The 22,981-nt window shown below is 67.1% G+C and carries 19 protein-coding genes; 6 read left to right on the plus strand and 13 right to left on the minus strand.

Going from position 1 to position 22,981, the window contains the following annotated elements; genetic code table 11:
* Positions 1 to 102: 102 nt before the first annotated feature.
* From HDC95_RS16190 to HDC95_RS16240, 11 genes are all read right to left on the minus strand, one after another.
* Positions 103 to 1,218: an LppA family lipoprotein gene (locus HDC95_RS16190; protein ID WP_259064691.1), complete on the minus strand. Its 1,116-nt coding sequence runs from the start codon at positions 1,216 to 1,218 to the stop codon at positions 103 to 105.
* Entirely contained in the window at positions 1,212 to 2,012 is an 801-nt protein-coding gene (locus HDC95_RS16195) for a hypothetical protein (protein ID WP_259064693.1), read from the minus strand. The genes HDC95_RS16190 and HDC95_RS16195 overlap by 7 nt, the downstream gene beginning before the upstream one ends.
* The gene (locus tag HDC95_RS16200) at positions 2,009 to 3,040 is read right to left on the minus strand and encodes a VWA domain-containing protein (protein ID WP_259064695.1); all 1,032 of its coding nucleotides are present in this window, start codon (positions 3,038 to 3,040) and stop codon (positions 2,009 to 2,011) included. The genes HDC95_RS16195 and HDC95_RS16200 overlap by 4 nt, the downstream gene beginning before the upstream one ends.
* On the minus strand, positions 3,037 to 4,023 hold the full coding sequence (locus tag HDC95_RS16205) for a VWA domain-containing protein (protein WP_259064696.1): 987 nt from the start codon (positions 4,021 to 4,023) through the stop codon (positions 3,037 to 3,039). Before HDC95_RS16205 ends, HDC95_RS16200 begins: the two co-directional genes overlap by 4 nt.
* The gene (locus HDC95_RS16210; protein WP_259064697.1) at positions 4,014 to 4,505 is read right to left on the minus strand and encodes a hypothetical protein; all 492 of its coding nucleotides are present in this window, start codon (positions 4,503 to 4,505) and stop codon (positions 4,014 to 4,016) included. The genes HDC95_RS16205 and HDC95_RS16210 overlap by 10 nt, the downstream gene beginning before the upstream one ends.
* Entirely contained in the window at positions 4,492 to 5,379 is an 888-nt protein-coding gene (locus HDC95_RS16215; RefSeq protein ID WP_259064698.1) for a DUF58 domain-containing protein, read from the minus strand. The genes HDC95_RS16210 and HDC95_RS16215 overlap by 14 nt, the downstream gene beginning before the upstream one ends.
* 27 nt (positions 5,380 to 5,406) lie before the next feature.
* Positions 5,407 to 6,372 carry a MoxR family ATPase gene (locus HDC95_RS16220; RefSeq protein WP_259064699.1) on the minus strand — a complete coding sequence of 322 codons (966 nt, stop codon included), beginning with the start codon at positions 6,370 to 6,372 and terminating at the stop codon, positions 5,407 to 5,409.
* Positions 6,373 to 6,819: 447 nt separating this feature from the next.
* The gene (locus tag HDC95_RS16225; protein WP_259064700.1) at positions 6,820 to 7,569 is read right to left on the minus strand and encodes a Pr6Pr family membrane protein; all 750 of its coding nucleotides are present in this window, start codon (positions 7,567 to 7,569) and stop codon (positions 6,820 to 6,822) included.
* A 44-nt stretch (positions 7,570 to 7,613) separates the two neighbouring features.
* Positions 7,614 to 8,564, minus strand: coding sequence for a DUF4436 domain-containing protein (locus HDC95_RS16230; protein ID WP_259064701.1), 951 nt, complete (start codon positions 8,562 to 8,564; stop codon positions 7,614 to 7,616).
* Between the two features lie 20 nt (positions 8,565 to 8,584).
* Positions 8,585 to 10,318: an Ig-like domain-containing protein gene (locus HDC95_RS16850; RefSeq protein WP_310503272.1), complete on the minus strand. Its 1,734-nt coding sequence runs from the start codon at positions 10,316 to 10,318 to the stop codon at positions 8,585 to 8,587.
* 466 nt (positions 10,319 to 10,784) lie between these two features.
* Complete coding sequence (locus HDC95_RS16240; RefSeq protein ID WP_259064702.1) at positions 10,785 to 12,527, minus strand: collagen binding domain-containing protein; 1,743 nt, start codon at positions 12,525 to 12,527, stop codon at positions 10,785 to 10,787.
* A gap of 146 nt (positions 12,528 to 12,673) precedes the next feature.
* On the opposite strand from HDC95_RS16240, the gene HDC95_RS16245 reads away from it, so the two are divergent.
* Together HDC95_RS16245 and HDC95_RS16250 are read left to right on the plus strand one after the other, a co-directional pair.
* Positions 12,674 to 14,824, plus strand: a complete 2,151-nt coding sequence (locus HDC95_RS16245; RefSeq protein ID WP_259064703.1) for an adenylate/guanylate cyclase domain-containing protein — start codon at positions 12,674 to 12,676, stop codon at positions 14,822 to 14,824.
* A complete protein-coding gene (locus HDC95_RS16250; RefSeq protein ID WP_259064704.1) occupies positions 14,821 to 16,248 on the plus strand; it encodes a mechanosensitive ion channel family protein in 1,428 nt (475 codons plus the stop codon). The genes HDC95_RS16245 and HDC95_RS16250 overlap by 4 nt, the downstream gene beginning before the upstream one ends.
* Before the next feature lie 14 nt (positions 16,249 to 16,262).
* Here the strand turns inward: HDC95_RS16250 and HDC95_RS16255 are convergent, their stop codons facing one another.
* Positions 16,263 to 17,210: a DMT family transporter gene (locus tag HDC95_RS16255; protein WP_259064705.1), complete on the minus strand. Its 948-nt coding sequence runs from the start codon at positions 17,208 to 17,210 to the stop codon at positions 16,263 to 16,265.
* A gap of 189 nt (positions 17,211 to 17,399) precedes the next feature.
* Between HDC95_RS16255 and HDC95_RS16260 the strand changes: the two genes are divergently transcribed.
* Both HDC95_RS16260 and HDC95_RS16265 read left to right on the plus strand, forming a co-directional pair.
* Entirely contained in the window at positions 17,400 to 18,686 is a 1,287-nt protein-coding gene (locus tag HDC95_RS16260) for an adenylosuccinate synthase (RefSeq protein ID WP_259064706.1), read from the plus strand.
* Between the two features lie 109 nt (positions 18,687 to 18,795).
* Positions 18,796 to 20,046 carry a lactonase family protein gene (locus HDC95_RS16265; protein WP_259064707.1) on the plus strand — a complete coding sequence of 417 codons (1,251 nt, stop codon included), beginning with the start codon at positions 18,796 to 18,798 and terminating at the stop codon, positions 20,044 to 20,046.
* Positions 20,047 to 20,053: 7 nt separating this feature from the next.
* On the opposite strand, the gene soxR is transcribed toward HDC95_RS16265, so the two are convergent.
* A complete protein-coding gene (gene soxR / locus HDC95_RS16270) occupies positions 20,054 to 20,533 on the minus strand; it encodes a redox-sensitive transcriptional activator SoxR (RefSeq protein WP_259064708.1) in 480 nt (159 codons plus the stop codon).
* Between the two features lie 64 nt (positions 20,534 to 20,597).
* Between soxR and HDC95_RS16275 the strand changes: the two genes are divergently transcribed.
* Together HDC95_RS16275 and HDC95_RS16280 are read left to right on the plus strand one after the other, a co-directional pair.
* Positions 20,598 to 21,983: an MFS transporter gene (locus HDC95_RS16275; RefSeq protein WP_396652722.1), complete on the plus strand. Its 1,386-nt coding sequence runs from the start codon at positions 20,598 to 20,600 to the stop codon at positions 21,981 to 21,983.
* A gap of 2 nt (positions 21,984 to 21,985) precedes the next feature.
* Positions 21,986 to 22,966 (plus strand): zinc-binding dehydrogenase, encoded by a 981-nt coding sequence (locus tag HDC95_RS16280; protein ID WP_259064709.1) that lies wholly within the window; start codon positions 21,986 to 21,988, stop codon positions 22,964 to 22,966.
* The last annotated feature ends 15 nt before the right edge of the window (positions 22,967 to 22,981 follow it).

Below are 22,981 nucleotides of genomic sequence, written 5' to 3' on the forward strand. Positions count from 1 at the left end.
CTGCCGGAAAACCCAGACGATCTGGCGTGCCGACGGCGTGTCAGTGAGTGACATGCCGTCGACACGCCGATTGATCTGGGTTTTCCCACGGAGCCCAGGCGCTCAGTACCCCGGGTACTCCTGCATCCGCGTCTCGAACTCTTCCCGGTCGTCCTCGCTGAGCAGCTCGGGCGCGAGGAAGTAGATCTGCAGCCCCTCCAGCGGCTCGCCGGTGCGGGCGCTCTGCGCCTCGCGCTCACCGGCGAACTCTCCGGTGGTGTCGTTGGACAGGTCGTAGAGCACGGCGTAGAAGCGCAGCGGATCCGGATAGTTGTCCGAGTAGTACTCCCAGGTGGTCTGCGAGCGCGGGTCGGTACTGCCGTAGAACCTCTCGAGGATCGAGTCGTCCATGCCCGAAGAGGGCTCGTTGAACGAGTACAGGTCGTACATGCCGTACTGCGTGACGACGTCTTCGATGACGTCCATCACGGCGACCTTGCGGTCGTAGTCCTGGATGGGCTCGTTCGTCATCCACTGCATCGAGGTGTACTGCACCAGCATCGATTCGCCGCCGTAGCCGTTGCGCTCCGGACGGAGATTTTCCGTGCCGGCCTCGGTCCACGTGTAGCCGAACCGCTCGGTGAGTCGGTCGCGGATCTTGGCGAGCATCTCCTCGCTCTGCGCGCGCACCTCTTCGAGAGAGGGCTGCGCGAGGATCGTGCTCGACGAGGTGTCCTTGATGCCGGGGTAGGCCTCTTCGTGCTTCTGCTCGTCGGTCTTCTCGCCCTCGTAATTGCCAGACGCCGAGGTCTGCAGCGCGCTCATCGCACCGACGGTGGCGACGTTGAGCATGAGGGTGACGATGAGGGCGGATGCTGCGAGCCTCCGTCCACGTCGAGAGAACAGTGCCGCGATCACGACGGCGAGCACGACGAGCTGCAGGGTGAGCATGGTGACGCCGTACAGCGCGTCGGTACCGCCGGAGAGCAGGACCCCCAGCAGCACGACGGCGAAGAGGATCGCTGTGACCAGCGCGACCCAGCCGATCACGCCCGCCGGCTGCTTCTCCTCGGCAGCCTGCGCCGGGCTGAGCACCGGCGGCAGTGGTGCACCCTGAAGCGGTGCGGTGGGGGCCGGCTGCACTCGACGAGCGCCGTGGTACCCGCCGGGCGGCGGCACCGGAGGGGCGCCATCGGTGCCGGCGATGTAGCGTGCGCGCTGCTTCTCTGGCTCTACCATGGCTTGTCCGTCCCGCCACCGGGGCCGTCCTCGTCGCCCTGGTTCTGCTCGCGCTCCTCGGCGCCCTGATCGAGCTTGTCCTGCAGTTCGTCGAGCTTGTCCTGATCGGGGTGCGGCTGCTCCTGCTCTTCGCCCTCGCCCTCAGCGGGTGGCGGCTGCTGTTCCCGGGCCTGCTGTTGCTTCTCCTGCAGTCGATCACCGAGCTCGTCGAGGGTCTCACCCATGCTGCGATCGGGGTCGGGCGACTGCGAATCCGCTTCTTCGCTGTTGCACTCCTCCGGCGTCTCGGCCGTGATCTGCAGCGCCTCGCCGTACAACTCCGCCCCGCCGGGCGCGTCGCCGGCGTCGACCGCAGCATCGCCCTGACGCTCGATCACGATCGCGAGGTTCACCCGCACCGCGCACACTTCGAGGCCACTGGCCAGCGGCAGAGCCTCTTCGAACTTGGCACGGGCACCGTCGAGTTCCTCAGATCCGGCCAGTGCCGTGCCGACGTTGTACGGCGCCTTGTAGGGCTCGAACCAGTTCAGGAACTCCTGGCCCTCGGCCGCGGCCGTCGACCCAGCGTAGTCGTCGACGACGTAGGCGGTGATCGCCTGGTGGGCGAACGCGTACATGCTCAGCAGCTTGCCGACGAAGAGCAGCGCGGCGAGCGTGAGCGGCAGCGTGCCGATCGTGACCCAGCGACGGATCAGTCGGCGCCGACGATTCGCGGCGAGCAGAGCTGCCGCGGCATCCGGTGCGACGGTCGCAGCCGCTGAATCGGTCGGTCGGGTGGTCGTCTGCGAGGTCATGCGTCGCCTCCCCGGGTGGCGAGTCCGCGCATCTGCGCGATGAGGATCGTCGCCCTGGCGACCTCGACGCCGAGCAGCAGCACCATCACGAGGGCGAAGATCCAGTACAGGTCGATCACGTTGCCCACTGACCCGGACTCGGTGTAGTTCGTCGTCGTGGTCGGCGCCTCCGGCAGCTCGATGGCGGTGTCGGCGGAGCGCAGCTGGTACGGCACGCCGAGGTCGTCTGCGATGGTCTGCAGATTGGCCTCGTCGATCACCGATCGAGCCGGCTCGCCCTGATACTCGATGTACTCGCCGCCCTCTTCGGATGCCGCGAAGCTCCCAGAGGTGACCTTCATCGGGCCGCCCTCGTTCGTGCCGTAGCCGAGAACCGCGCCGCCGTCGGTGAACTCGGCGCTCGCGGAGAACGACTCGGGTTCGGTGCTCACCGTCTGTTCGCCGTCGCCCAGATAGAACACCATCCGGGAGCGGTCGGGGGCCGATTCCGCGGCAGCCGCGAGCGTCTCCTCGACCATGGCGCTCGCGATGCCGATCGAGCTGCCCTGCGACTGCGCGGTGACCTCGGGACGCAGCACCTCGAGCGAGGAGATCAGCGCAGTGGCATCGGTGGTCAGCGGCAGCCGCAGCTCGGGTGCCGCGTCGAAGCTGATCAGCGCGAAGCGCGCGCCGGGGTACTCGTCGACGATCGCCTGCACGTCGGCGCGGACGCCGTCGAGCCGCTGCCCTTCGCCGTCCCAGTCCTCCGCCACGATGCTCGCGGTGGTGTCGACGACGATGAGGATGTCGGTGTCGGTCGCGAGGGTCTCGGTGGTGCCTCCGGGGATGCCGGGCCGCAGCAGCATCATGAAGCAGGCGAGCAGCATCAGCAGGCGCACACCCCAGATGGCCGCTGAGGCCCCGGTTCCGGCATCCGCTGAGCCTGCCTGAGGACGCACCGCCCTCACCAGCATCCAGATGACGACGAAGGCGACCGGCGCGAACAGCAGCACGAGGAGTGCGACATTTAGGACGGGTTGGAAGATCACAGCCTGACCCTCCACAGCAGCATCAGGAAACCGAGAGCCGCGACCAGCAGTACCGCGATCCAGAGGTTCGGGTTGTCGGTCCACACGACCTGCGCCTGGCCGCGGAGTTCGGTCGCCTCCTGCTCCTGGACGTCCTCGATGATGTCGGACACGGTCGTGGCGTCGCGCAGGCCGTACGCCTTGCCGCCTGTCGTCTCGGCGGCTGCGATGAGCTCCTGGCTGATGTCGGTGTCGACTCCCTGCACGGGGTTGAGCGCGAAGACGCGCACCCCTGCGGATGCCGCATAGTTCGACGCCTCCTCGAGGGTGACGATCGAGTCACCGTTCACCTCGTTGTCGGTGGCGAGGATGATCGAGCGAGAGCGCTCGTCATCCTGGTGATCGAAGCGCATGGCGCAGGATGCGAGCCCGTCGCCGATCAGCGAGGCACCTGGTCCGTTGAGCGTTCCCACCCAGTGCTCGGGGATCTCCTCCATGTAGCCGAAGCTCTCGCGGATGCTCTGCAGATGGGTGCGGATGAATTCGTAGTCGTCCGTGAGCGGGAAGATCTGCACCGGCGAGCTGTTGAAGATCGTCAGGCCGATGCGCTCGCCCTCGAAGCCGTCGAGCAGCTCCTCGAACACGCTGAGCACCTCGACGTCGACGTCGCTCATCGACCCTGAGACGTCGAGGCAGAGCATGATGTCGCGGCTGGTGTTGACGGGCTGGATCGTCTCGGATGACATCGGCCGTGCGGCGACGACGCCGGCGATCACAGTCGCGAGCACGCCGAGAGTGAGCACTCCGGCGAGGGCGACGGTGCGGCGTCTGACGGCGTGCTGGAACGACGGCAGCGCACGCAGCCGCTCCGCCCTGGCGATCGGCGCGCTCTGCTGCCCGCGGTGGCGCGCATTCCGGCGGAGGCCGATGACGAGCCCGATGCCGATCGCGATCACGATGACGGCGACCGCGATGAGGATCACCCACCAGTTCGCTAGTGCCATGAGCCCACCACCTTGTGCGCTGCCTCGGCGCCGGCGATCGGGTCGACCGCCGGACCCTTGCGGAAGATGCTCGGGTAATAGTGCCGCTGCAGCGCGTCGATCAGCGACGGCGGCACACCGAGGCGCACGAGGTCATCGAGGGCGAGCACCGGGGCCTCCAGGCCGCTGTACTCGTTGACGAAGGTGCGCACGACGCGGCTGAGCTCGAGATTGGCGTGCCGCGCCGTGAGTGTTCCCGCACGGTAGTCCGTCTCGATCTGTCCGATGCGCTCGTGGTACTCCTGCCGCAGCATAGTGAGTACGTCAGCGGTCGGTGGTGCGGAGGTCGGGGCATCTCCCTGCGGCACCGTGCCGCGTCGCGCCTTCGTGAGGAAGATCAGCAGCCAGCCGGCGAGGATCAGCACGGCGATGATGCCGAGCGCCAGCAGCATCCAGCCCCAGCCGTACTGCGCGGGAGGGTAGAGCTCGTCAGTTCCGGACATTGGCCCTCCGGTTCAGCATGCGCAGCAGTTGCGGCACCGCATCATCCTGGGTGTCGAGGGCGGTGTGGCTGATCTCGAGGCGATCGAGCAGGTCATGCAGCCGCGCGGCATCCGCCAGCGTCTGGGCGATGAGCTCGCCGAGCACCTCGCTGTCGCCGTGCACGAAGTCGGGAACGGCCCAGCGAGTGTTGACGTCGGCGCGCACCGAGTGCGACGCGTGATCGAGCACGGGGTCCGCGTCGCGGAGCGTGACCCACAGCACGTCGTGCTGCACGCGCAGACGGCGCAGCATCCGCTCCGTCTCGTCGGTGACAGGTGCGTCATCCGTGATGATCACGACGATGCATCGCCGGGCGATCGTGCGCGCGACGTAGGAGAGGAGTGCGTCGCGATCGCTGGGTGCGCTGCCGTCGGTGATCGCCTGGTCGATCGTGCGCAGGGCGTGCTCGAGCGCACCTTCGCTGCGACCGGGAGCACGTCGACGCACGCGCTCGGCGTCGCCGTGCACGACGCTGAAATCGTCGCCATGCCGCAGAGCCAGGATGCCGAGTGCCCCGGTGGCGAGGATCGCGAGGTCTTTCTTCGGTTTCTCGTCGTGCGCGAGCGCCGTCATGGACCTGCCGGTGTCGACGACGAACAGCACCGTGTGCATCCGGTTCGCGCGGTGCCGCTTCACGAGCGGCGTGCCGAGGCGGGCGGTGGCGCGCCAGTCGATGTCGCGCACCTGATCGCCGTACTCGTACTTGCGCAGATCCTCGAAGTCGAGGCTGCGTCCGTGCAGCAGTGACGCGTAGGCGCCGTCGAGCGCATGCATCGACTTCTGCGACGAGTGGATGAAGAGCTTGCTCTTCACCTGCGTGATCAGGCTGGTCATGAGCTATCGGGCGGGTTCGAAGGGCGACTACGGCGTCGGCACGGCGGCGAAGATCTGGTCGATGATCTCCTCGCTGCGGATGCCCTCAGCATCCGCCTCGAACGTGAGCAGCACGCGGTGACGGAGGATGACGTGTCGGAGGGTGCGGATGTCTTCCGGGAGGACGTGCGAGCGGCCGTTGAGCAAGGCCAGTGCGCGCGATGCTTGCAGGAAGGCGATGCTGGCGCGGGGGCTCGCACCGTACTTGATGTAGCGTGCGCGTTCCTCTCCTATATAAGGACCGGGGTTTCGCGTCACGTAGGCGATCGACACGATGTAGTTGCGGATCGCGGCGTCGACATAGATGCGGCTCGCGACACCCTGCAGCAGCTGCACGTCTTCGAGGGTGACGGCGCTGGCGACATGCCGGTCCGGGTCGAGCACGCCGGAGTCGATGCGCCGGAGGATCTCGAACTCGTCGGAAGGGCTCGGGTACTCGACGATCTCCTTGAGCAGGAAGCGGTCCATCTGCGCCTCGGGCAGCTCGTAGGTGCCCTCCTGCTCGATGGGGTTCTGTGTGGCGATCACGAGGAACGGCTTCGGCAGATGGTGCACCTCTCCGCCGATCGTGGTCTGATGCTCCTGCATCGCCTCGAGCATGGCCGACTGCGTCTTCGCGCTCGAGCGGTTGATCTCGTCGAGCAGTACGAAGTTCGCGTGCACGGGGCCCAGGACTGTGCGGAACGAGCCGGCGTGCGCGTCGTATATCTGGTTGCCGGTGATGTCACTCGGCAGCAGGTCGGGCGTGCACTGGATGCGCTTGAAGCTGGCTTTCACGGTGTCGGCCAGGGTGCTCGCGGCCGTGGTCTTCGCAAGGCCAGGCACGCTCTCGAGCAGGATGTGGCCGCCGGCGATGAGCGAGACCAGCAGGCTGGTGCGCAGCCGCTCCTGGCCGACCATCTTGGCGGAATACGCGTTGGAGATGACCCGGAGCACGTTCGCGGCACGCGTCATCTCCGCCTCTGTGGGTGCGGATTCGGAGTGCGCTGCGGGAGCCGCGGACGGAGCCGGTGCAACTGACGGAGCCGCAGTCGCGGGGGTTGGGGCTGGGGGCCGCGGGGGCGGCGGTGGGGAGGCAGCCCCGGAAGCGGTGGCGTTGGATTCGTTCATCACTGTCTCCTCGCTTGCCCGGGGGAACGGCGATCCGATCTCCCCCAAGGACCAGCGTAATCGCAGCATCCGACCCGGACTGGATGTAGGAGCCGCATATTCGGGTGCCCCCGGCTGCCCGGACAACGAGAGCGTGCAGCTGGACAGGATCCTGATGCGGGTGGAGCAGGGGCGACGGATCACCAGCGCCGCGGTGCTCACAAGCAGCCAAGGTCGCGACGCCGGGCGCTCACCGCGGTTGTCGGCTCCGATCCATCCACGCCGACACCATATCGATCACGCGAACCGTTCTCACTCCAGGGCGGACGCCCGCTGAGCCGCGCCCGACTCGAAGATCGCGTCAGAAAGTCCGGGGGAGCGGGTGCGGCGGTGGCCGACCCAGACGACGAGAGCCGCGACTGCGATGATCACGGCCGCGATCCCGACGATGTACCCGGAGACACCGAGATACCCGCCGGGGACGATGTGCGGGTTGAGGAAGGGATACGGGTACCACCAGGACTCACCCGTTGCCGGCGCGATGATCATGTTCGCGCGGACCAGCGTGTAGACGGCCCAGGCGATCGGGAAGATCGCGGCGATGGGAACCGTGCTCCACGGCAGCGCTCGTCGCTTCGGGGCGAACAGCACATCTGCCAGCAGGAACAGGGGGAAGACGACGTGGAGAACCTCGTTCGCCCAGAGGACCGTGACGCCCTGGGGAAGTTCGACGTTTCGAAGCAGCAGGTTGTAGACGATCCCGGTGACGATCATGTACGTGCTCGCGCAGACGAGAAGCACAGCGAACCAGCGAGGTTCACGCTCTGCTCCGCGTGCGCTCGTCCACGCCCAACTCGCGCCGATCACGAGGACGACCGCGGCGATCAGATTCGATTCGATGGTGAAGAAGCTGAGGAAGTTCACGGCTACCGTAGGTAGATGGCCGCCCCATGCGGTATCTGCCTCGACGGCGTTCTGAATCGTGCGTGTCAGTTGCGCGATGATCGCCGCGAGTCCGAGCACCGCTGCGGCGAGACGCGCATATGGCCACCATTTGTTCATGTTTCCTCCGCGATCACTGTAGCGAGTATGTCGCTCATGATGTCTCAATCGGCCGCAGAAGCTGCACTTGCAGCGGCGGCGGCCGCCTCCTCCTCCTCCAATGTGCGCTGGCGAAGAACGGAGCTCTCTCTCCATAGCATGTAGATGCCGGTCCACAGCAGCATCCCGGCGATGAGTACGAGGCAGGGGAAGAGCACGATGAAGTCCATCGCGGTGCCGATGGGAGGAGCGCCCGGCATCGAGCCGCGCAGCGCCGGGAACGACAGCAGCGTCGCAGACAGCCAGATGACGTTCGAGAACTCGAGCTTGCGCCGGATGATCGCGCTGCCGATGATCACGACGGCCATGAGGGTAGTGAGAAGGATCGCGAGGACGTAGAAACTCACCAGGGTGATGCTGAGCAGGTCGCGCGATCCGTCGATGGTCACCGGCACCAGCGTGCGTTCGCCTTCGGCGATGTCGGCGCCACGATGTCCGGCGAGCACCCAGGGCCGTGCGGAGTTGTTGAGCTCGATGACGAACGGCACCGCGCGTCCCGTCTCGTCGTCCTGCACGCTGAGCTGGAAGTCGGCGTAGGGAGTGTCGAACGGGTAGGCGCTGTCTCCGCGCTCGAGCGAGAGCGTCAGCGACGTCGGGTCGACGATCGACTCTCCGGGGAAGGTCACCACAGAAGTGGTGATGCCTCCGCTGGAGACCTCGATGCGCAGGTTGCGGGAGATCTCGCCGGACTTGTCTCCGAGGAGCGAGCCATGCGGAATGGGGATGACCTTCGCCTGGACCACGCGGTTCGTCAGATCGATGTCTTGCGTGGACATCCGAAGCGTCAGGTAATTGCTGTCGGAGGTCTCGTTGTCGCCGCTGATGGGAACCTCGGTGTTCGCGTCCAGCACCCCCGAGAATGACACGACCACGTAGTACACGACGAGAACGACGCCGACGACGGCAAGGATGATCGGCGCGGGGTTGCGGCGTTTCTTGGGTGCGATGTCAGTCATGGATCGGCTCCAGATAGGGGTCAAGGTCGACGTCGTTCGGCCACGGATGCGGCGAGTGCGAGCAGAAGCATGGCGGTGAGAGGGAGGAAAGCGCCCTCGAGCGTCGACATGTCGAGAGTGAACGCGGCTTTCCATTCATCGGTGTCGCTGTCGTCGGACGCGATGGCGGTGGTCACGGTGCGGGTGTTGTCGCCGGAGCCGTCGCCGGTGTTCAGCGACACCTGCTGGATCGCCCGATCGGGTGCGTTGAGGGCATCCGCGAAGAGTCGCACTTCGATCTGTGCGCGCTCGCCCGGCTGCAGTACGACCGTGCATGAGAACGAACGGGTCTCGGTGACGCAGGACTCCGTGTCCGCGTCGTCGACCAGAATCCGCACCAGTCGATAGACCATGCCCTGGTTGACGCGTCCCGAGACCGAGATCTCGACCGGCTCGTCTCCGGAGACAGGACCGATCGTACCCCGCAGCGTCGACACCGTCCCGGGCTGTATCTCGTCACCCGCGAAGGACAGCGACAACGGCACCGGAGCACGATCCGGTTCGATGGTCGTGGGCGGCGCTGTCTCCTCACGCGCAGTGGGCGGTGCTGTCTCCTCAGGTGAAGGAAGCGGCCTCGGCGCGGCCGGCGGGAACGTCGTCTGAGGCGGCTCTGTGATGTTCGTAGGCGGAGGCGGCGGCGGTCGGACGGGAACGGCGGCGACTGTGAACCGATGCGTGGTGCTGGGATCGGACGTCAGGCCACCCATGCTCTGTACCGCAGTGAGGGCGACGCCCCCGACGCCGAACGCACGGTAAGGCGAGCAACTCCAGTTGCCCGAGGCGTCAGTGGTCGTCTGGCACACGACACCGGGTGCATCGCTGACGGTCACCCCTGCGCCGGGGAGCGCAGTGCCGCCGATCGCGGGCGTGCGGTCGGTCGTCGAGCTTCCCACGGCCGGCCGGGAGATGGTCGGCGGTGCGGGGGCGACGACGGTGAGCGTGTCGGATGCTGTGACCGGTGACGCCGCGTCGTTGATCGAGTCCGCGGACGCGGTGAGCGTGAAGGCGGTGCCTTCCGCCGTCCCGGTGGGAACAATGCCGGTTGCTCGGATCTCGACGGCCGCCGAGGAGGCCAGGTCTCCGAGCGCGACGCCTCCGGGAAGAATCGCGCAGTCGGTGTCGACGCCGGCGACCGTGCAGGAGATTGCGGGGAACCCTCCGAGGTCAACGGATGCGCTGACTGCTTCCGCAGCGCCCGGACCGCCATTGGCGACGCTGACGATGCGATCCACAACGACCGCGGGCGGCGTTGTGGTCGCTCCGGCGTGGGTGACGGTGAGCGCGGCCGGCTTCAGCACCTCGACTGAAACCGCAGCAGACGTCGGCGAGATATCTCCGGCGGGGCTGGTCTGGGTCGCGGTGATGACGTGAAGGCCGATCGCCAAGGGCGTCGAGGGCGTGCACGACCACGTCGTCCCGGCATCGGCCGCGATCGCGCACGTCTGCGCACCATCGACGAATACGTTCGTACTGTGTCCGGCTCGTTTGGTACCGGTGGTCGCCGGTTGCGTGTCCAGCGTGCGCACTCCGTCGGCCGGTGCAGTGATCTCCGGGGCAGGCGGTGCGAGCACGGTGATCGAATACGAGCCGCTTTCACTTCCGGCAATGTCAGACGTGCCGGAGGTGACGTCGGCGGCGGCTCCGGCGTCGATCTGCAGCACGACCGTGACGAGGTTGCCCGACGCCCAGCCGCCTGCGCCCGACGGCCCGCACACGACCGACGCCGCGGAGCCATTGCATGAAAATGATCCCGCCCCGGATGCGGCGGTTCCACTCGCCGATACGATGCTGGTCCCAGCCGGTGCATTCACCGCCCAGGGAGAGAAGGGCGGTCCGACACTATCGTTGCGGATCACGATGGTGACCTGTTCCCCGGGGTATCCCGACGCTTGTCGGACCTGCGTCATCGCTTGTGCCGGTACGGCCGTCCATGGGGCCACCGAGGCGGCAACCGCGATCAGCGCGCAGAGAAATGCCGACAGTATCAACCGCGAAACGTTGCGGATGCTCTTCGCGCGTCGATGGGGAGAAGCGATGCGCATGGTACTCAGACTACGACCCATCCGATGTCGCTGCGAGAGTGCGTCGGTTGCCGCGGTATTCGCGTGGGCGCTCATCCGCACGCTGATCTGTGCGCGCTGACGACCTCGACGGGAACGAGTCCGACGGCGTGCGTCGTGCTCACGCGCCGATGCGTCGGCGCCTGACCACGAGCAGCAGAACTCCGGTGACCAGGGCGATCACCGCGCCGGTGATGAGTGGCGTGCTGTCGGCACCGGTCACGGCGAGCGGACCGGATCCACTGCTGCCGGGTGCCTGCCCGGCGGGTGGAACCGTGGGGGCGGGCGGATCCACCGGATCCACAGGCACGATCGCGTCGGCGATCAGCGCGAAGTCGCGATCCACGATGACGTCACCGGATGCTGTGATCGTCGCGGTCACGACCGCGGGCCCGTCGACCGTGTAGCCGTCCGGGGCGACGACCGAGATCTCGTACGTGCCGGGCAGGAGGTCACCGACCGAATACGTTCCGTCGGGCCCGCTCGTCGTGGTGGCCGTGCCCGCGGGGCCGTCCAGCGAAACGGTCACGCCGTCGAGCGGATCGCCGGCGGAGTCCGTGATCGTCCCGGAGATTGACCCGAGCCTGGCCAGCTCGAAGTCGACGGCAGTGAGGTCTGTTCCCGCCACGGTCTCGTTCCTCGTCGCCGGTGTGACGGCCACCGTGCCCGCGGGCACGGTGATCGCGACGTCGTACGTGCCGTCTCCGATCAGGGGAAACGAGTACGTGCCGTCGGCCGCAGTCGTGGTCGTGAGGGCGCCGCCCGGGCCGGTCGCGGTGACCGTGACGCCACCGATCCCGGAGCCGGCCGCAGTCACGGTGCCGTCCAGCGAGGCGATGTCGCGCACCGTGAGGTCGACCACAGCGTCTGCCGTGCGCAGGTCAGCGGTTCCGGTCGCGACCACTCCGACCTTGCCGGGCGGCGGGGTGGCCGTGACCTGGTACCCGTCGGTCGCGAAGAATCCGGGGAAGGAGTAGAGACCGCCACCGGACGTGGTCGTGGTGGCAACGACTGCGCCGTTCGCATCGGTGAGCGAGAGAGTGACGCCATCGAGCGGTCCGTCTTCCACGTCGGTGACCGTACCGGTGATGTCCCGCGCCATCGACGCGAACCAGGTCTGGTAGATCGGGAAGCCGGAGCGCTGGGAGTACTCGAAGGTGAGCGTGCTGATCGACACGGTCGGCTCGAACCATGCCGCCGCACCAGCGGTGTCCGCTGCCGTCGGATTTCCCATGAGCGTGAGCGTCGCCGGGTCCCACGTGGGCACGTCGCCGACGTATCCGGCGCACGACATACCGACGCCGACGCCGGGGGCGCAGTAGTTGAATGCGTCCTGGAAGCCGAGATCCGCGGCGGTGAGCGCGGCGCCCGTCGCAGTGGTGCCCGAGATGCGCAGCGAGTCGGCGTCGATGTCACCGAGCGCGAAGGCCCAACCGGAGGCCGGAGCAGGAGTGTCGAACGTGTACGTCGTGGTGGAGGGGGAGGTCGCGTTGTTCGCCTGCGGGCGGAGGTTCAGATAGGGCTGGTTGCGGCTGGATCCGTACTTCGCGCCGATCGGCGTGCCCTCGGAGAGCCACGTCGAGGCACCGGAGATGACGCCGATCCCACCCCCGCCGAGCGAGTCGCTCGTGATCGTCGCGGTCAATTCCGGCTGCCCCGCGAGCGTCATGGAGGACGTGTAATTCCCGCCCGTGCCGGAGAGCGGATCCCACGAGCCCCACGCGGTCGTCGTCGCGGCTGAGGCCGCCGGGGCGATCGCGAGGCTCAGCGCGGCGGCAACGACCAGAGTCGTGACATCTCTTCCGCGTCTTCCGTGCGAGCGACGACGTGCGGAAGTTCTTGGGGGAGAGTCAGCATGGCGCATTTTTTCAGTCTGTCGGAGACGAATCGCCGGCGCAATGAATCGGAATCGCCCGCGCAGTAAATCGGATGCTCGATAAGAGTCATCCCGATGCGGTAGGAATATCTCTGTGTGGTTGCGACGCCACGGGGGTTCGGGAGGAGGCCGGCATGTCGGAGATCCAAGAGGCGGTCGAGCAGACCCGCGCAGAGAGATTGCGTTCGCCGCGACGATTCGGCATCAGCATCCAGTCAAAGCTGCTTCTCATGATGCTCGTCACCGCACTCATCACAGCGCTCGTCGTCGGCATCATCGGCGTGGTGAACGGACGCCAGTCCCTACTGCAAGCGACGCAGGCTCACATGACCTCGATCCGTGAGATGCGTGCGCACGAGATCGAGCAGTCCCTCACCGCGCTTCAGCAGTACGTCGTCGCATTGTCTGAACGCGAATCGGTCATCGAGTCCACCAAGCAGTTCGATGCCGCATGGGACGAGCTGGAGGCGCAGCCACTCGCACCCGAACGCGAACAGGCGCTCGGTGCCTTCTACGATGACGTGTTCATACCCGCACTTGAGGAGCGCTCTGGAGCAGACTTCGACAAGGTGTCGTTGCTCCCGCACACCGACGCCGGTAAGTACCTGCAATCCGTCTACACGGCCTCCACCGCCGAATCGGCGGAACGTCTCGCGATAACCGATCCGGGGGACGGCAGCACGTACTCGCGACTGAACGCGCAGTACCAGCACATCTACAAGAGTGCGATCGAGTCTCTCGGATACCAGGATCTGCTGGTCGCGAATGAGCACGGCGATATCGTCTACTCCGCTTACAAAGGCGAGGACCTCGGAATCAGCCTGACTGAAGGCGCGTACGCAAACTCTCTTCTCACCGACGCGTTCCAGCGCGTCATGACCTCCGGATCCTCATCCGTTGTGATAACCACGGATTTCGAGCGCTGGCAGCCTTCCGAGAACAGGCCGAACATGTGGGTCGTCTCCTCGATCGCCGATGCCGACGGGATCTACGGCGCGCTCATCGTTCAGGTGCCGATGGCGACCATCAACGATCTCACGACAGCCGGCGGCGAGTGGGAAGAGCAGGGCTTCGGCGACACCGGCGAGGTCTACCTGGTGGGTACCGATGATCTGATGCGCAGCAACTCCCGACTGCTGCTTGACGATCCGGAGGAGTTCGCACGACGCTCCCGCTCGGCCGGGACGGCGACGGCGACGGTTGACCAGATGCAGGAGCATGGCGGAAGCATTCTGCTTCAACCGATCGTGTCCTCGGCGGTCGAAGCGGCGCAGCGTGGCGAATCGGGGGTCACCGTGAACCGCGACTACCTGGGAGGCGAGAGCGTCTCGGCGTATCAGCCGCTGCAGATCGGAGACTTGGACTGGGTGATCGTCGCCCGTTCTGACACGAGCGAGGCCTACGCGGCGGTCAACGAGTTCACCCGCAACCTCATCCTGTCCGCTCTCGCGCTGCTGCTTCTCGTCAGTCTGGCCGCGCTTCTGCTGGCGCAGACTTTCTCACGACCGATCCGAAGGCTGGCCGGCGCCGTTCGAGAGGTGGCTGCCGGCGACTACGCCGTGCGCGCGCCGGTCACCGGACGAGACGAGGTGGGCGACCTCGGCAGCGCGTTCAACGACATGGCCGAGAGCTTGCAGTTCAAGCAGCAGCTCCTCGAGGAGGAGAAGGCCGAGAACGATCGGATCATGCGCACGCTCATGCCTGAGGAAGTGGCTGAGCGCTATCGCGCGGGCGAGGACGCTATCGCGCAGTCGCATAAGAACGTCTCGGTCATGTTTGCCGAGCTCACCGATTTCGACGACTATGCGCGTGATCTCTCCGAGCAGGAGGAGATCACCGCGCTCAATGAGCTCATGCGTCTGTTCGACGAGGCGGCGAAGAAGACGGGAGTCGAGAGCGTGCGTACGCTCCGCGGAGGCTACCTCGCCTCAAGCGGACTGATGGTGCCGCGCGTGGATGCCGTGCGCCGAGCAGTGCAGTTCGCGCGCGAGATGCGTGCGGCCGTCGGACGGTTCAACGACCAGCACGGAGCTTCGATCGATCTGCGTGCCGGCGTCGACTCCGGAACAGTGACCAGTGGCGTTGTATCGCGCGCCAGTCTCGCCTACGACCTGTGGGGGGACGCCGTGAACCTGTCGCAGCGTGTACGTACGGTCACCACGGAGCCCGGTGTCTACGTCAGCGACGCCGTGCATGGCCGGCTGCAGGAGACCGTCGGATTCGAGCAGGTCGGCACTCTCGAAGTGGACGGCACCGAGCAGGCGGTGTGGCGGGTGATCGGATGAGCGGCATCGCCAACCCCTTCGAGGAAGGGTGGGGCTGGTGGGCCCTTGGACTGGCGGTCGGACTGCCGCTGCTGCTCGTCATCACGAGTGAGGTGCTTCACGAGCTCAACCGGCGCGGTTCCGCAGCGGCGAAGCCGGTGCGCTTCCTACGCAACTGGGTGCTCCCCTTCGCGGCCCTGTTCGTTCTCCTCGCCTTCGCTCTCCAGTCCGATGCAGGCAACGTCTGGCTGAGGATCGTCGCGACGATCCTGGGAACGCTGGTCGTACTTCTCGTGCTTTCGGCGTTCAACGTGGCGATGTTCCGTCGCAAGGGTATGGACACGGAAGCCTCGTGGCAGCGTCGGGTGCCGAACATCTTCGTCGAGCTCGCGCGCGTCTTCCTCGTCATCATCGGTGTGGCACTTCTGCTGCAGTTCGTGTGGGGCGCGGATGTCGGCGCGATCTGGACCGGTCTGGGCTTCGGGTCGATCGTGCTCGGCCTCGCTTTGCAGAAGGCGGCGGGGGGCATCTTTTCGGGGCTCCTCCTCCTGTTCGAGTCGCCCTTCAAGATCGGAGATTCCATCGAGGGCGGCGGTGCATCGGGGCGCGTCATCGACATCAATTGGCGATCTGTGCACGTGCAGACCGCGAACGGCATGCAGATAGTGCCCAACGCGGCGCTGGCGGACGGTGTGATCCTCAACAAGAGCCGTTCGGGAAGCATCTACAACGCTTCGGTCGACGTCGAGTTCACGACCGATGATCCGCCGCACGAGGTGATCGCACTGCTGACCGATGTCGCGAGTTCGCTGCCTATGCTTGCGCCGAATGCTCATCCGCGCGGCGCTTACCACGGCGGGGCGGCGTATTCGGTCTCGCTCCCGCTTGAGACGGCGGCCGATGAGGCGCGCGCGACGAGCCTCTTCCTCGCCTGGCTCTGGTACGGCGCCAGGCGGCGCGCGCTCGGCTACAACGGTGACACCACCGACCCCTTGCAGGAACCAGAAAGTCGCAAGAGGGCGCTTGAGACGGTCGAGAGCGCGCTGCAGTTCACAACCGAGCAGCGCGAGGCCGTTGATGCTGCCGCGACTCTCGAGCGGTTCGGCATGGGTGAAACGATAGTGCGCAAGGGGGACATGCTCGAGAAGGTCGGATTTATAGTTGAGGGCTCTGTGCAGATGGTGCTCGACACCGAAGAGGCCGGACGGATCGAGGTCGGCGACGCGGACGCGGGGGAGTACATCGCGTCGACCGCACTCGCGCGTCAGCCGCAGCTCGTGACATGTCTCGCTTCGGGCATGACCACGATCATGTGGGTGCCGGTCGAAGTGCTCGACGGGTTGATCAATCAGAGACCGGCCACCGCGGCCGAGTTCGGGCAGATCATCGAGGCCCGCCGAGATCAGGTCGCCAAGGCGCGTGCGCGTGCCGGGCTGTCGAAGTAGGATCGCCAGGCCGCTCAGCGCCCGCGGTGCCACCGCATCCGGGTGACGAGAACGCCGAGCAGGCAGAGCGCTCCGCCGATGAACATCATCGGCGTCGGCACTTCGCCGAGGATCATCCACGACATCAGGATCGCGATCGCCGGTACGACGTACGTCGTCGCCGAGGTCTGACCGGCTGTGCTGCGTTGCAGCACGTATGCCCAGGTGGTGAACGCGATCGCGGTCGGGAAGATGCCCAGGTAGACGACCCAGAGGGTCGCATCCAGCGGCGCGGTCTGCAGATCGGTGACCAGGCGGCCCGCCCACGGCAGCAGAGCGACGGTGCCCGCAATCGCTCCGAGCCAGGTCAGCGTCGTCGCGTCGACGCCTGAGGTGAGCAGATGCTTCTGCACCAGCGTGCACCCCGCGTACATCACGGCGGCGAGCACGGCGAGCAGCAGACCGGTGATGTCGAGGCCGGCGCTGGTCGACGAGTTCATCCCGATCAGCACCACACCGAGGAAGGCGATCGGAGCGCCGATCAGCAGCGGCTTGGGGAAGCCTTCGCGCAGGAACAGGCCGCTGAAGACGACCACCATGAGAGGCGCGAGATTCACGACCATCGCGGCGGTGCCGGCGTCGAGCGTGCGCTCGGCGCTGTTCAGCGCCAGGTTGTAGATGCAGAACCAGCCGACTCCCCACACGATCACCAGCAGCCAGTGGCGGCGCTCAGGCATGTGGATGCCGTGCCGGAGAGCGATGATCGCCAACGCGGCGCTGCCCACCGCCATGCGCAGCAGAGCCAGCGCACCGGGGTCGAAGTGCGGACCGGCGCCGCGGATGCCGATGAACGCGGACGCCCACAGCACGACGGTGACGAGAGCGGCGATGAGGATGAGCGATCCGCCCGATCGCGGCACAGCGCCATTCGACACAGCGTCTTTCGTCACGCGCGGTGTGGGCCGGATCGGTGCTTCTGGCATGATCCGATCCTCGCAGCGACCACCGAGACCGTCGATCAGCCGGAGAGTCAATTGCCGTGCCTTTTCCGCCAGCCTTGGAGTCGTCGTTCCGCCACAACGCGGGGGCCGACGGCATCCGCACACCCCTTCGGTAGGATGAAGAGGCCCGTTCGGGCGCAGTTACAAGGCAGAAGACCCAGGGGGTTACCCATGCCAGGAATCGTGATCGTCGGCGTCCAGTGGGGCGACGAAGGCAAGGGCAAGGCGACCGACCTGCTCGGCGACCGCACCGACTGGGTGGTGAAGTTCAACGGCGGCAACAACGCCGGGCACACCGTCGTGGTCGGCAACGAGAAGTACGCGTTGCACCTTCTGCCATCCGGCATCCTTTCCCCCGGCGTCACCCCCGTGATCGGCAACGGCGTCGTCATCGACCCCGAGGTGCTCTTCGACGAGCTCACGGCGCTGTCCGCCCGCGGAATCGACGTCTCCAAGCTCCGGGTGAGCGCGAACGCGCATCTCATCACGCAGTACCACCGCACGCTCGACAAGGTCACCGAGCGCTTCCTCGGCAAGCGCAACATCGGCACGACAGGTCGCGGCATCGGACCGGCATACGCCGACAAGATCAACCGTGTCGGCATCCGCGTGCAAGACCTGTTCGACGAGAACATCCTGCGCCAGAAGGTCGAGGGCGCCCTCGATCAGAAGAACCACCTGCTGGTGAAGGTCTTCAACCGCCGCGCGGTGACGGTCGACGAGATCGTCGACGACCTCCTCTCCTACGCTGAGCGGCTGCGCCCGATGGTCGCAGACACCGGACACCTCATCGACGTGGCGCTCGATCGCGGCGAGGTCGTCGTGTTCGAAGGCGGCCAGGCGACCATGCTCGACATCGATCACGGCACCTACCCCTTCGTCACCTCGTCGACCGCGACGGCGGCGGGCGCGGCATCCGGATCCGGAGTCGGACCTGGCCGCCTCGACCGCATCGTCGGAATCGTCAAGGCCTACACGACACGCGTCGGCTCCGGTCCGTTCCCGACCGAGCTGTTCGACGAGAAGGGCGACTGGCTGCGCTCCGCAGGCTTCGAGTTCGGCACCACGACCGGCCGGCCCCGCCGCGTCGGCTGGTACGACGCCCCGATCACGCGCTACGCGACGCGCATCAACGGCATCACCGACCTCGTGCTCACCAAGCTCGACATCCTCACCGGGCTCGAGCAGATCCCGGTCTGCGTCGCCTACGACGTCGACGGTGAGCGGTTCGACGACGTGCCGGTGAACCAGACCGACTTCCACCACGCGAAGCCGATCTACGAGTACTTCCCCGGCTGGAGCGAAGACATCTCCACCGCGCGCACCTTCGATGACCTGCCGCAGACCGCTCAGGAGTATGTGCTCGCGCTCGAGAAGATGAGCAAGACGCGCATCTCGGTGATCGGTGTGGGACCGGAGCGCGATCAGGTGATCGTGCGTCATGACCTGCTCGACTGAGTCGTGACGCAGTTCCCGAGCCCGTCTATGTGGCGCTAATCGTCGTTTGGAGCGGGCTGAAGCGCAGGTTTGCGCCACATAGACGGGCGCTGAAGCGAAAGGTGAGCGCGTGACGCAGTTCTGGGTCGGCGGCTACGGCGCCGACATGGGCGGGGATGCCACGGGCATCGGCCTGCTCGAAGGCGACGAGGGACGCGAGCCCGACACGCTCGCGTACCGTGGCGCGGTGACGCAGACCGCGTCGCCGTCGTGGCTCGCCCGGCATCCGTCCCTCGATGTCGTCTACGCGGCGCTCGAGAGCGACGGCACCGTGCAGGCGTTTGCCCGTACCGGTCAGTCGACGCTTGCGCCGATGGGCCGTGCGGTCGAGGCGGGTGATTCGGTGTGCCACCTCGCCGTCGCGCCCAGTGGCGCGTATCTGATCGCCAGCTGTTACGGCGACGGCCGGGTCGTGCGCATCGGGCTCTCCGCGGACGGGTCGCTGGGGAAGCCGACGGTCTCGGCGCCTGCGCGTGACCCTTACAACCCGGATGCTGCGCAGGATGCCATGGGCCCGGATGTTGAGCCGGCTTCAGCGCAGGAGATCGCCGCAGCCATGCTTCGGGGCGGCTCGATGACGTTCGAGCAGCCCTCGGCCGAGGACGTGCCCGCGGAAGCGACGCCGCGCGTGGGCCTGCTGCTCTTTGACGAGATGCTCGGGTTGAATCCGGCTCCCGAGCCAGAACCGGACACCGAATCGGAGCCCGACGAGCAGCCTGCCCGTGCGTCGCACTCCCACGCTGCCGCGTTCTTGCCGGACGGCCGTATCGCGACCACTGACCTCGGCTTCGACCTCGTGCGCATCTGGCGCCCGGTGGCGGGTGGCCTGACTTTGGACCACGAGATCGTGCTGCCGATGGGTACCGGACCGCGGCACATGGTGGTGCATCCGAGCGGGCACCTGCATGTGGTGACCGAGTACTCCTGCGAGATCTTCACACTCGCCGCGCAGCCGGACGGGCGCTGGGCTCTGGCCGCAGCGACCCTGGCGACCCCGGCGGCCGAGATCGGCACCGACTTCCCGGCAGAGCTCGCGCGCTCCCGCGACGGCGCGACGCTGTACACGGCGCTGCGCGGCAGCAACACGATCGCCGCACTCCGCGTGAGCGGCGCCGGCGAGAGCGTCGAGCCGTTCGCGCTCGCCGAGTCAGGGGTGGACTGGCCGCGTCACCATCTCGTGCACGACGGGGCCCTGCTCGTCGCCGGGCAGCGCTCGAATGAGATCAGCGTGCTCGACCTCGACGATCGCACGGGTGCGCCACGCGGCATCCGTCACCGCACTTCGGCGCCCGCGCCCACGAGTCTGCTGCTCGCGCGCTGAATCCCGTTCACTCTGCCGCCGCCGCCGCGCCTTTCGCGAGCCAGCGGATCGGCCCGGAGCCCTTGCTCCCGAGCACGTCAGCCGGATTCTGCAGGGCGCACGAGTTCAGGCTGAGGCATCCGCATCCGATGCAGCCGTCCAGATCGCCGCGAAGATGCTCGAGTTGCCGGATGCGCGCGTCCAGCTCGTCGCGCCAGCGCTGCGAGAGGCGCGCCCAGTCCTTCTTCGTGGGCGTTCGTCCTTCCGGCAGTGATTCGAGTGCAGAGCGGATGTCTTTGAGTGGGATGCCGACGCGCTGCGAAACCCGGATGAAGGCCACGCGGCGCAGGGTGTCGCGGCAGTAACGGCGCTGGTTCCCATCGGTCCGCTCGGAGTGGATCAGACCGTTGCGCTCATAGAAATGCAGCGCCGACGATGCGACACCGCTGCGGCTGGAGAGCTCTCCGACCGTGAGCTTGCGGTACTTGTCGCCATCCAACTGGGGCATGCGCGGCTCCTCCTGACACCCTCGGCTTGACCTCAACCATAGTTGAGGTTCTAACGTCTGGGGAATGACAACGGAAACAGGAGAGGTGCGGACGGTCGATCCCGTCGCACCGGGCATCATGAGCGGCACGTTCCTCTGGATCACGATCGGCGCGTGCGCACTCGTGTTCCTGGGGGCGTTCGAATCGCTGGCGGTCACGACGGTGATGCCGGTGGTGAGCGCCGACCTCGGAGGAGAGCGCCTGTACGCACTCGCGTTCGCGGGCCCACTGGCCACCGGAGTGATCGGCATGGTCGCCGTGGGGAACTGGGCTGACCGGCGCGGTCCCACGGCTCCCCTGTACACGTCGGTCGCCGCATTCGTCGCCGGTCTGCTGATCGCCGGACTCGCACCGAGCATGGAGATCCTCGTGGCAGGCCGCTTCGTGCAGGGTCTGGGCAGCGGGGCGATGATGGTCGCACTGTACGTCGTCGTCGCCAGGGTGTACTCGCAGGACAAGCATCCAGCGATCTTCGCGGCGTTCGCCGCCGCCTGGGTCGTACCGTCGCTGATCGGACCGACCATCGCCGCCGTGGTGACGGATCTGTGGAGCTGGCACTGGGTCTTCCTCGGCGTCGTCGTGCTCGCTCTCGCCGCGCTCCTCATGGTGGTCCCTGCGCTTCGAGGCGTGTCGGGTGGCGGCGACGTATCGGCGCCCTGGGCGCTCGGACGCCTCGGCTGGTCGGTGCTCGCGGCGTTCGCCGTGCTCGCGCTGAACCTCGTGGGCGACATTCCGGGCGTAGGGCCGGCGCTCGCGGCCGGGGCCGTCGTGATCGCGCTGATCGCGGTTCGTCCGCTGGTGCCGCGAGGCGCGCTGCGTGCATCCCGGGGCCTCCCATCGGTCATCCTCGTCCGCGGGCTCGTGGCGGGTGCCTTCTTCGGCACGCAGGTGTACGTGCCGTACCTGCTGACGGATCGGTACGCACTGACGCCGACCCTCGCCGGACTCGCGTTGACAGGTGGCGCTCTGGCATGGTCGACGGCATCCACGGTGCAGGGGCGGATGGGCGCACGCCTGTCGAATGTGACGGCCCTGCGAATCGGAACCGTGCTCGTGCTGATCGGCATCGCTCTCGTCCTGGCGACCGCCGCTTTCGGGTGGGATGCTCTGGTCATCGTCGCGGCGTGGATCATCGCCGGCTCGGGCATGGGCCTCATGAGTCCCAGAAGCAGCGTGCTGACGCTGTCGCTCTCGACGCCGGCGAATCAGGGATTCAACAGCGCCGCCATGACGGTCGCCGACTCGTTCGGCAGCGCGATGGTGCTGGCCATCACCGGCACCCTGTTCGCCGCGCTGGCGACGACCGCGGATCCGTTCACCGCTGTGTTCGCGCTGACCGTGGTTATCGCCGTCGTCGCCGCCATCCTCGCGCCTCGAGTCGCCGCTGGTCGCGTTCACGAGGAGGTCTGAGCATGAGGGCGATCGTCCAGCGCGAGTTCGGCGCGGCGGGAGTGCTGGTGGTCGAGGACGCCGACGTGCCCGAGCCCGCTGAAGGCGAGGTTCGCGTGCGCGTCGCCGCCGCGGGCGTGCACGCTGTGGACACGAACATCCGGCAGGGAGACAGTCCGCCCTCCATGCCGCGGCCGTCGCTGCCCATGACGCCCGGTCGCGAGGTCGCGGGCATCGTGGATGCACTGGGTCCGGACGTCGACGAGGCGCTGATCGGCACACAGGTGGTCGCGCACGTCGGGTTCCGCAGCGGCGGGTACGCCGAGTTCGCTCTGGCCGCGGCCGGCGCTCTGCACACTGTGCCCGACGGTGTGGAGTTCGCTCAGGCGGTCGCGGCGATCGGCACGGGGCGCACGGCCCAGCTCGTGCTGGATGCCGCGGTTGTGCAGCCGAATGACGTCGTCGTCGTGCCGGGAGCTTCCGGAGGGCTCGGCAGCCAGCTCGTGCAGCTCACACTCTCGATCGGAGCCGTAGCCGTGGCGCTGTACGGCGGATCGGCCAAGCGGGCGGTCGTTGACGGGTTGGCGTCGGATGCCGAGCGATTCTTCGCTCTGGATGCCACGGACGAGTCCTGGCCGTCGCAGATGGCCGCACTGCTGGGGGAGCGCGAGCCGTCGCTGCTGATCGATGGCGTCGGCGGAGTGGTCGGCCGTGCGGCTTTCGAGGCCTTGGGCCGCGGCGGCCGGGTGGTGATCATCGGATGCTCGAGCGGTGAGGCCGTACGCATCGAAACCGATGACCTCCTCGCCCGTTCGTTGTCCGTGACGGTTCCACTGGGCAGGCCGGTGCCGCAACTGCGTGAGTTGGAAGCGCGCGCGCTCGCCGCGGTCGCGGAAGGAAGGGTGCGTCCTCCCGTCGACGAATACCCGCTGGAGCGCGCCGCCGACGCGCACGCGGCGATCGAGCAGCGCAGGCAGAGGGGGAAGGTCGTGCTGATTCCGTGACGCGGCCGCCGGCCC

This window comes from Microbacterium sp. AK031 (assembly GCF_024807145.1).
In the GTDB taxonomy this organism is placed as follows: domain Bacteria; phylum Actinomycetota; class Actinomycetes; order Actinomycetales; family Microbacteriaceae; genus Microbacterium.

Excerpts from the sequence above, each read along its gene's own strand:
- HDC95_RS16225 (WP_259064700.1), bottom strand. The coding sequence starts at position 7,569 with ATGAACAAATGGTGGCCATATGCGCGTCTCGCCGCAGCGGTGCTCGGA.
- HDC95_RS16195 (WP_259064693.1), bottom strand. The coding sequence starts at position 2,012 with ATGACCTCGCAGACGACCACCCGACCGACCGATTCAGCGGCTGCGACC.
- HDC95_RS16255 (WP_259064705.1), bottom strand. The coding sequence starts at position 17,210 with ATGCCAGAAGCACCGATCCGGCCCACACCGCGCGTGACGAAAGACGCT.
- HDC95_RS16210 (WP_259064697.1), bottom strand. The coding sequence starts at position 4,505 with ATGTCCGGAACTGACGAGCTCTACCCTCCCGCGCAGTACGGCTGGGGC.
- HDC95_RS16280 (WP_259064709.1), top strand. The coding sequence starts at position 21,986 with ATGAGGGCGATCGTCCAGCGCGAGTTCGGCGCGGCGGGAGTGCTGGTG.
- HDC95_RS16250 (WP_259064704.1), top strand. The coding sequence starts at position 14,821 with ATGAGCGGCATCGCCAACCCCTTCGAGGAAGGGTGGGGCTGGTGGGCC.
- HDC95_RS16215 (WP_259064698.1), bottom strand. The coding sequence starts at position 5,379 with ATGACCAGCCTGATCACGCAGGTGAAGAGCAAGCTCTTCATCCACTCG.
- HDC95_RS16260 (WP_259064706.1), top strand. The coding sequence starts at position 17,400 with ATGCCAGGAATCGTGATCGTCGGCGTCCAGTGGGGCGACGAAGGCAAG.
- HDC95_RS16220 (WP_259064699.1), bottom strand. The coding sequence starts at position 6,372 with ATGACGCGTGCCGCGAACGTGCTCCGGGTCATCTCCAACGCGTATTCC.
- HDC95_RS16205 (WP_259064696.1), bottom strand. The coding sequence starts at position 4,023 with ATGGCACTAGCGAACTGGTGGGTGATCCTCATCGCGGTCGCCGTCATC.
- soxR (WP_259064708.1), bottom strand. The coding sequence starts at position 20,533 with ATGCCCCAGTTGGATGGCGACAAGTACCGCAAGCTCACGGTCGGAGAG.
- HDC95_RS16275 (WP_396652722.1), top strand. The coding sequence starts at position 20,598 with ATGACAACGGAAACAGGAGAGGTGCGGACGGTCGATCCCGTCGCACCG.
- HDC95_RS16240 (WP_259064702.1), bottom strand. The coding sequence starts at position 12,527 with ATGCGCCATGCTGACTCTCCCCCAAGAACTTCCGCACGTCGTCGCTCG.
- HDC95_RS16230 (WP_259064701.1), bottom strand. The coding sequence starts at position 8,564 with ATGACTGACATCGCACCCAAGAAACGCCGCAACCCCGCGCCGATCATC.
- HDC95_RS16245 (WP_259064703.1), top strand. The coding sequence starts at position 12,674 with ATGTCGGAGATCCAAGAGGCGGTCGAGCAGACCCGCGCAGAGAGATTG.
- HDC95_RS16190 (WP_259064691.1), bottom strand. The coding sequence starts at position 1,218 with ATGGTAGAGCCAGAGAAGCAGCGCGCACGCTACATCGCCGGCACCGAT.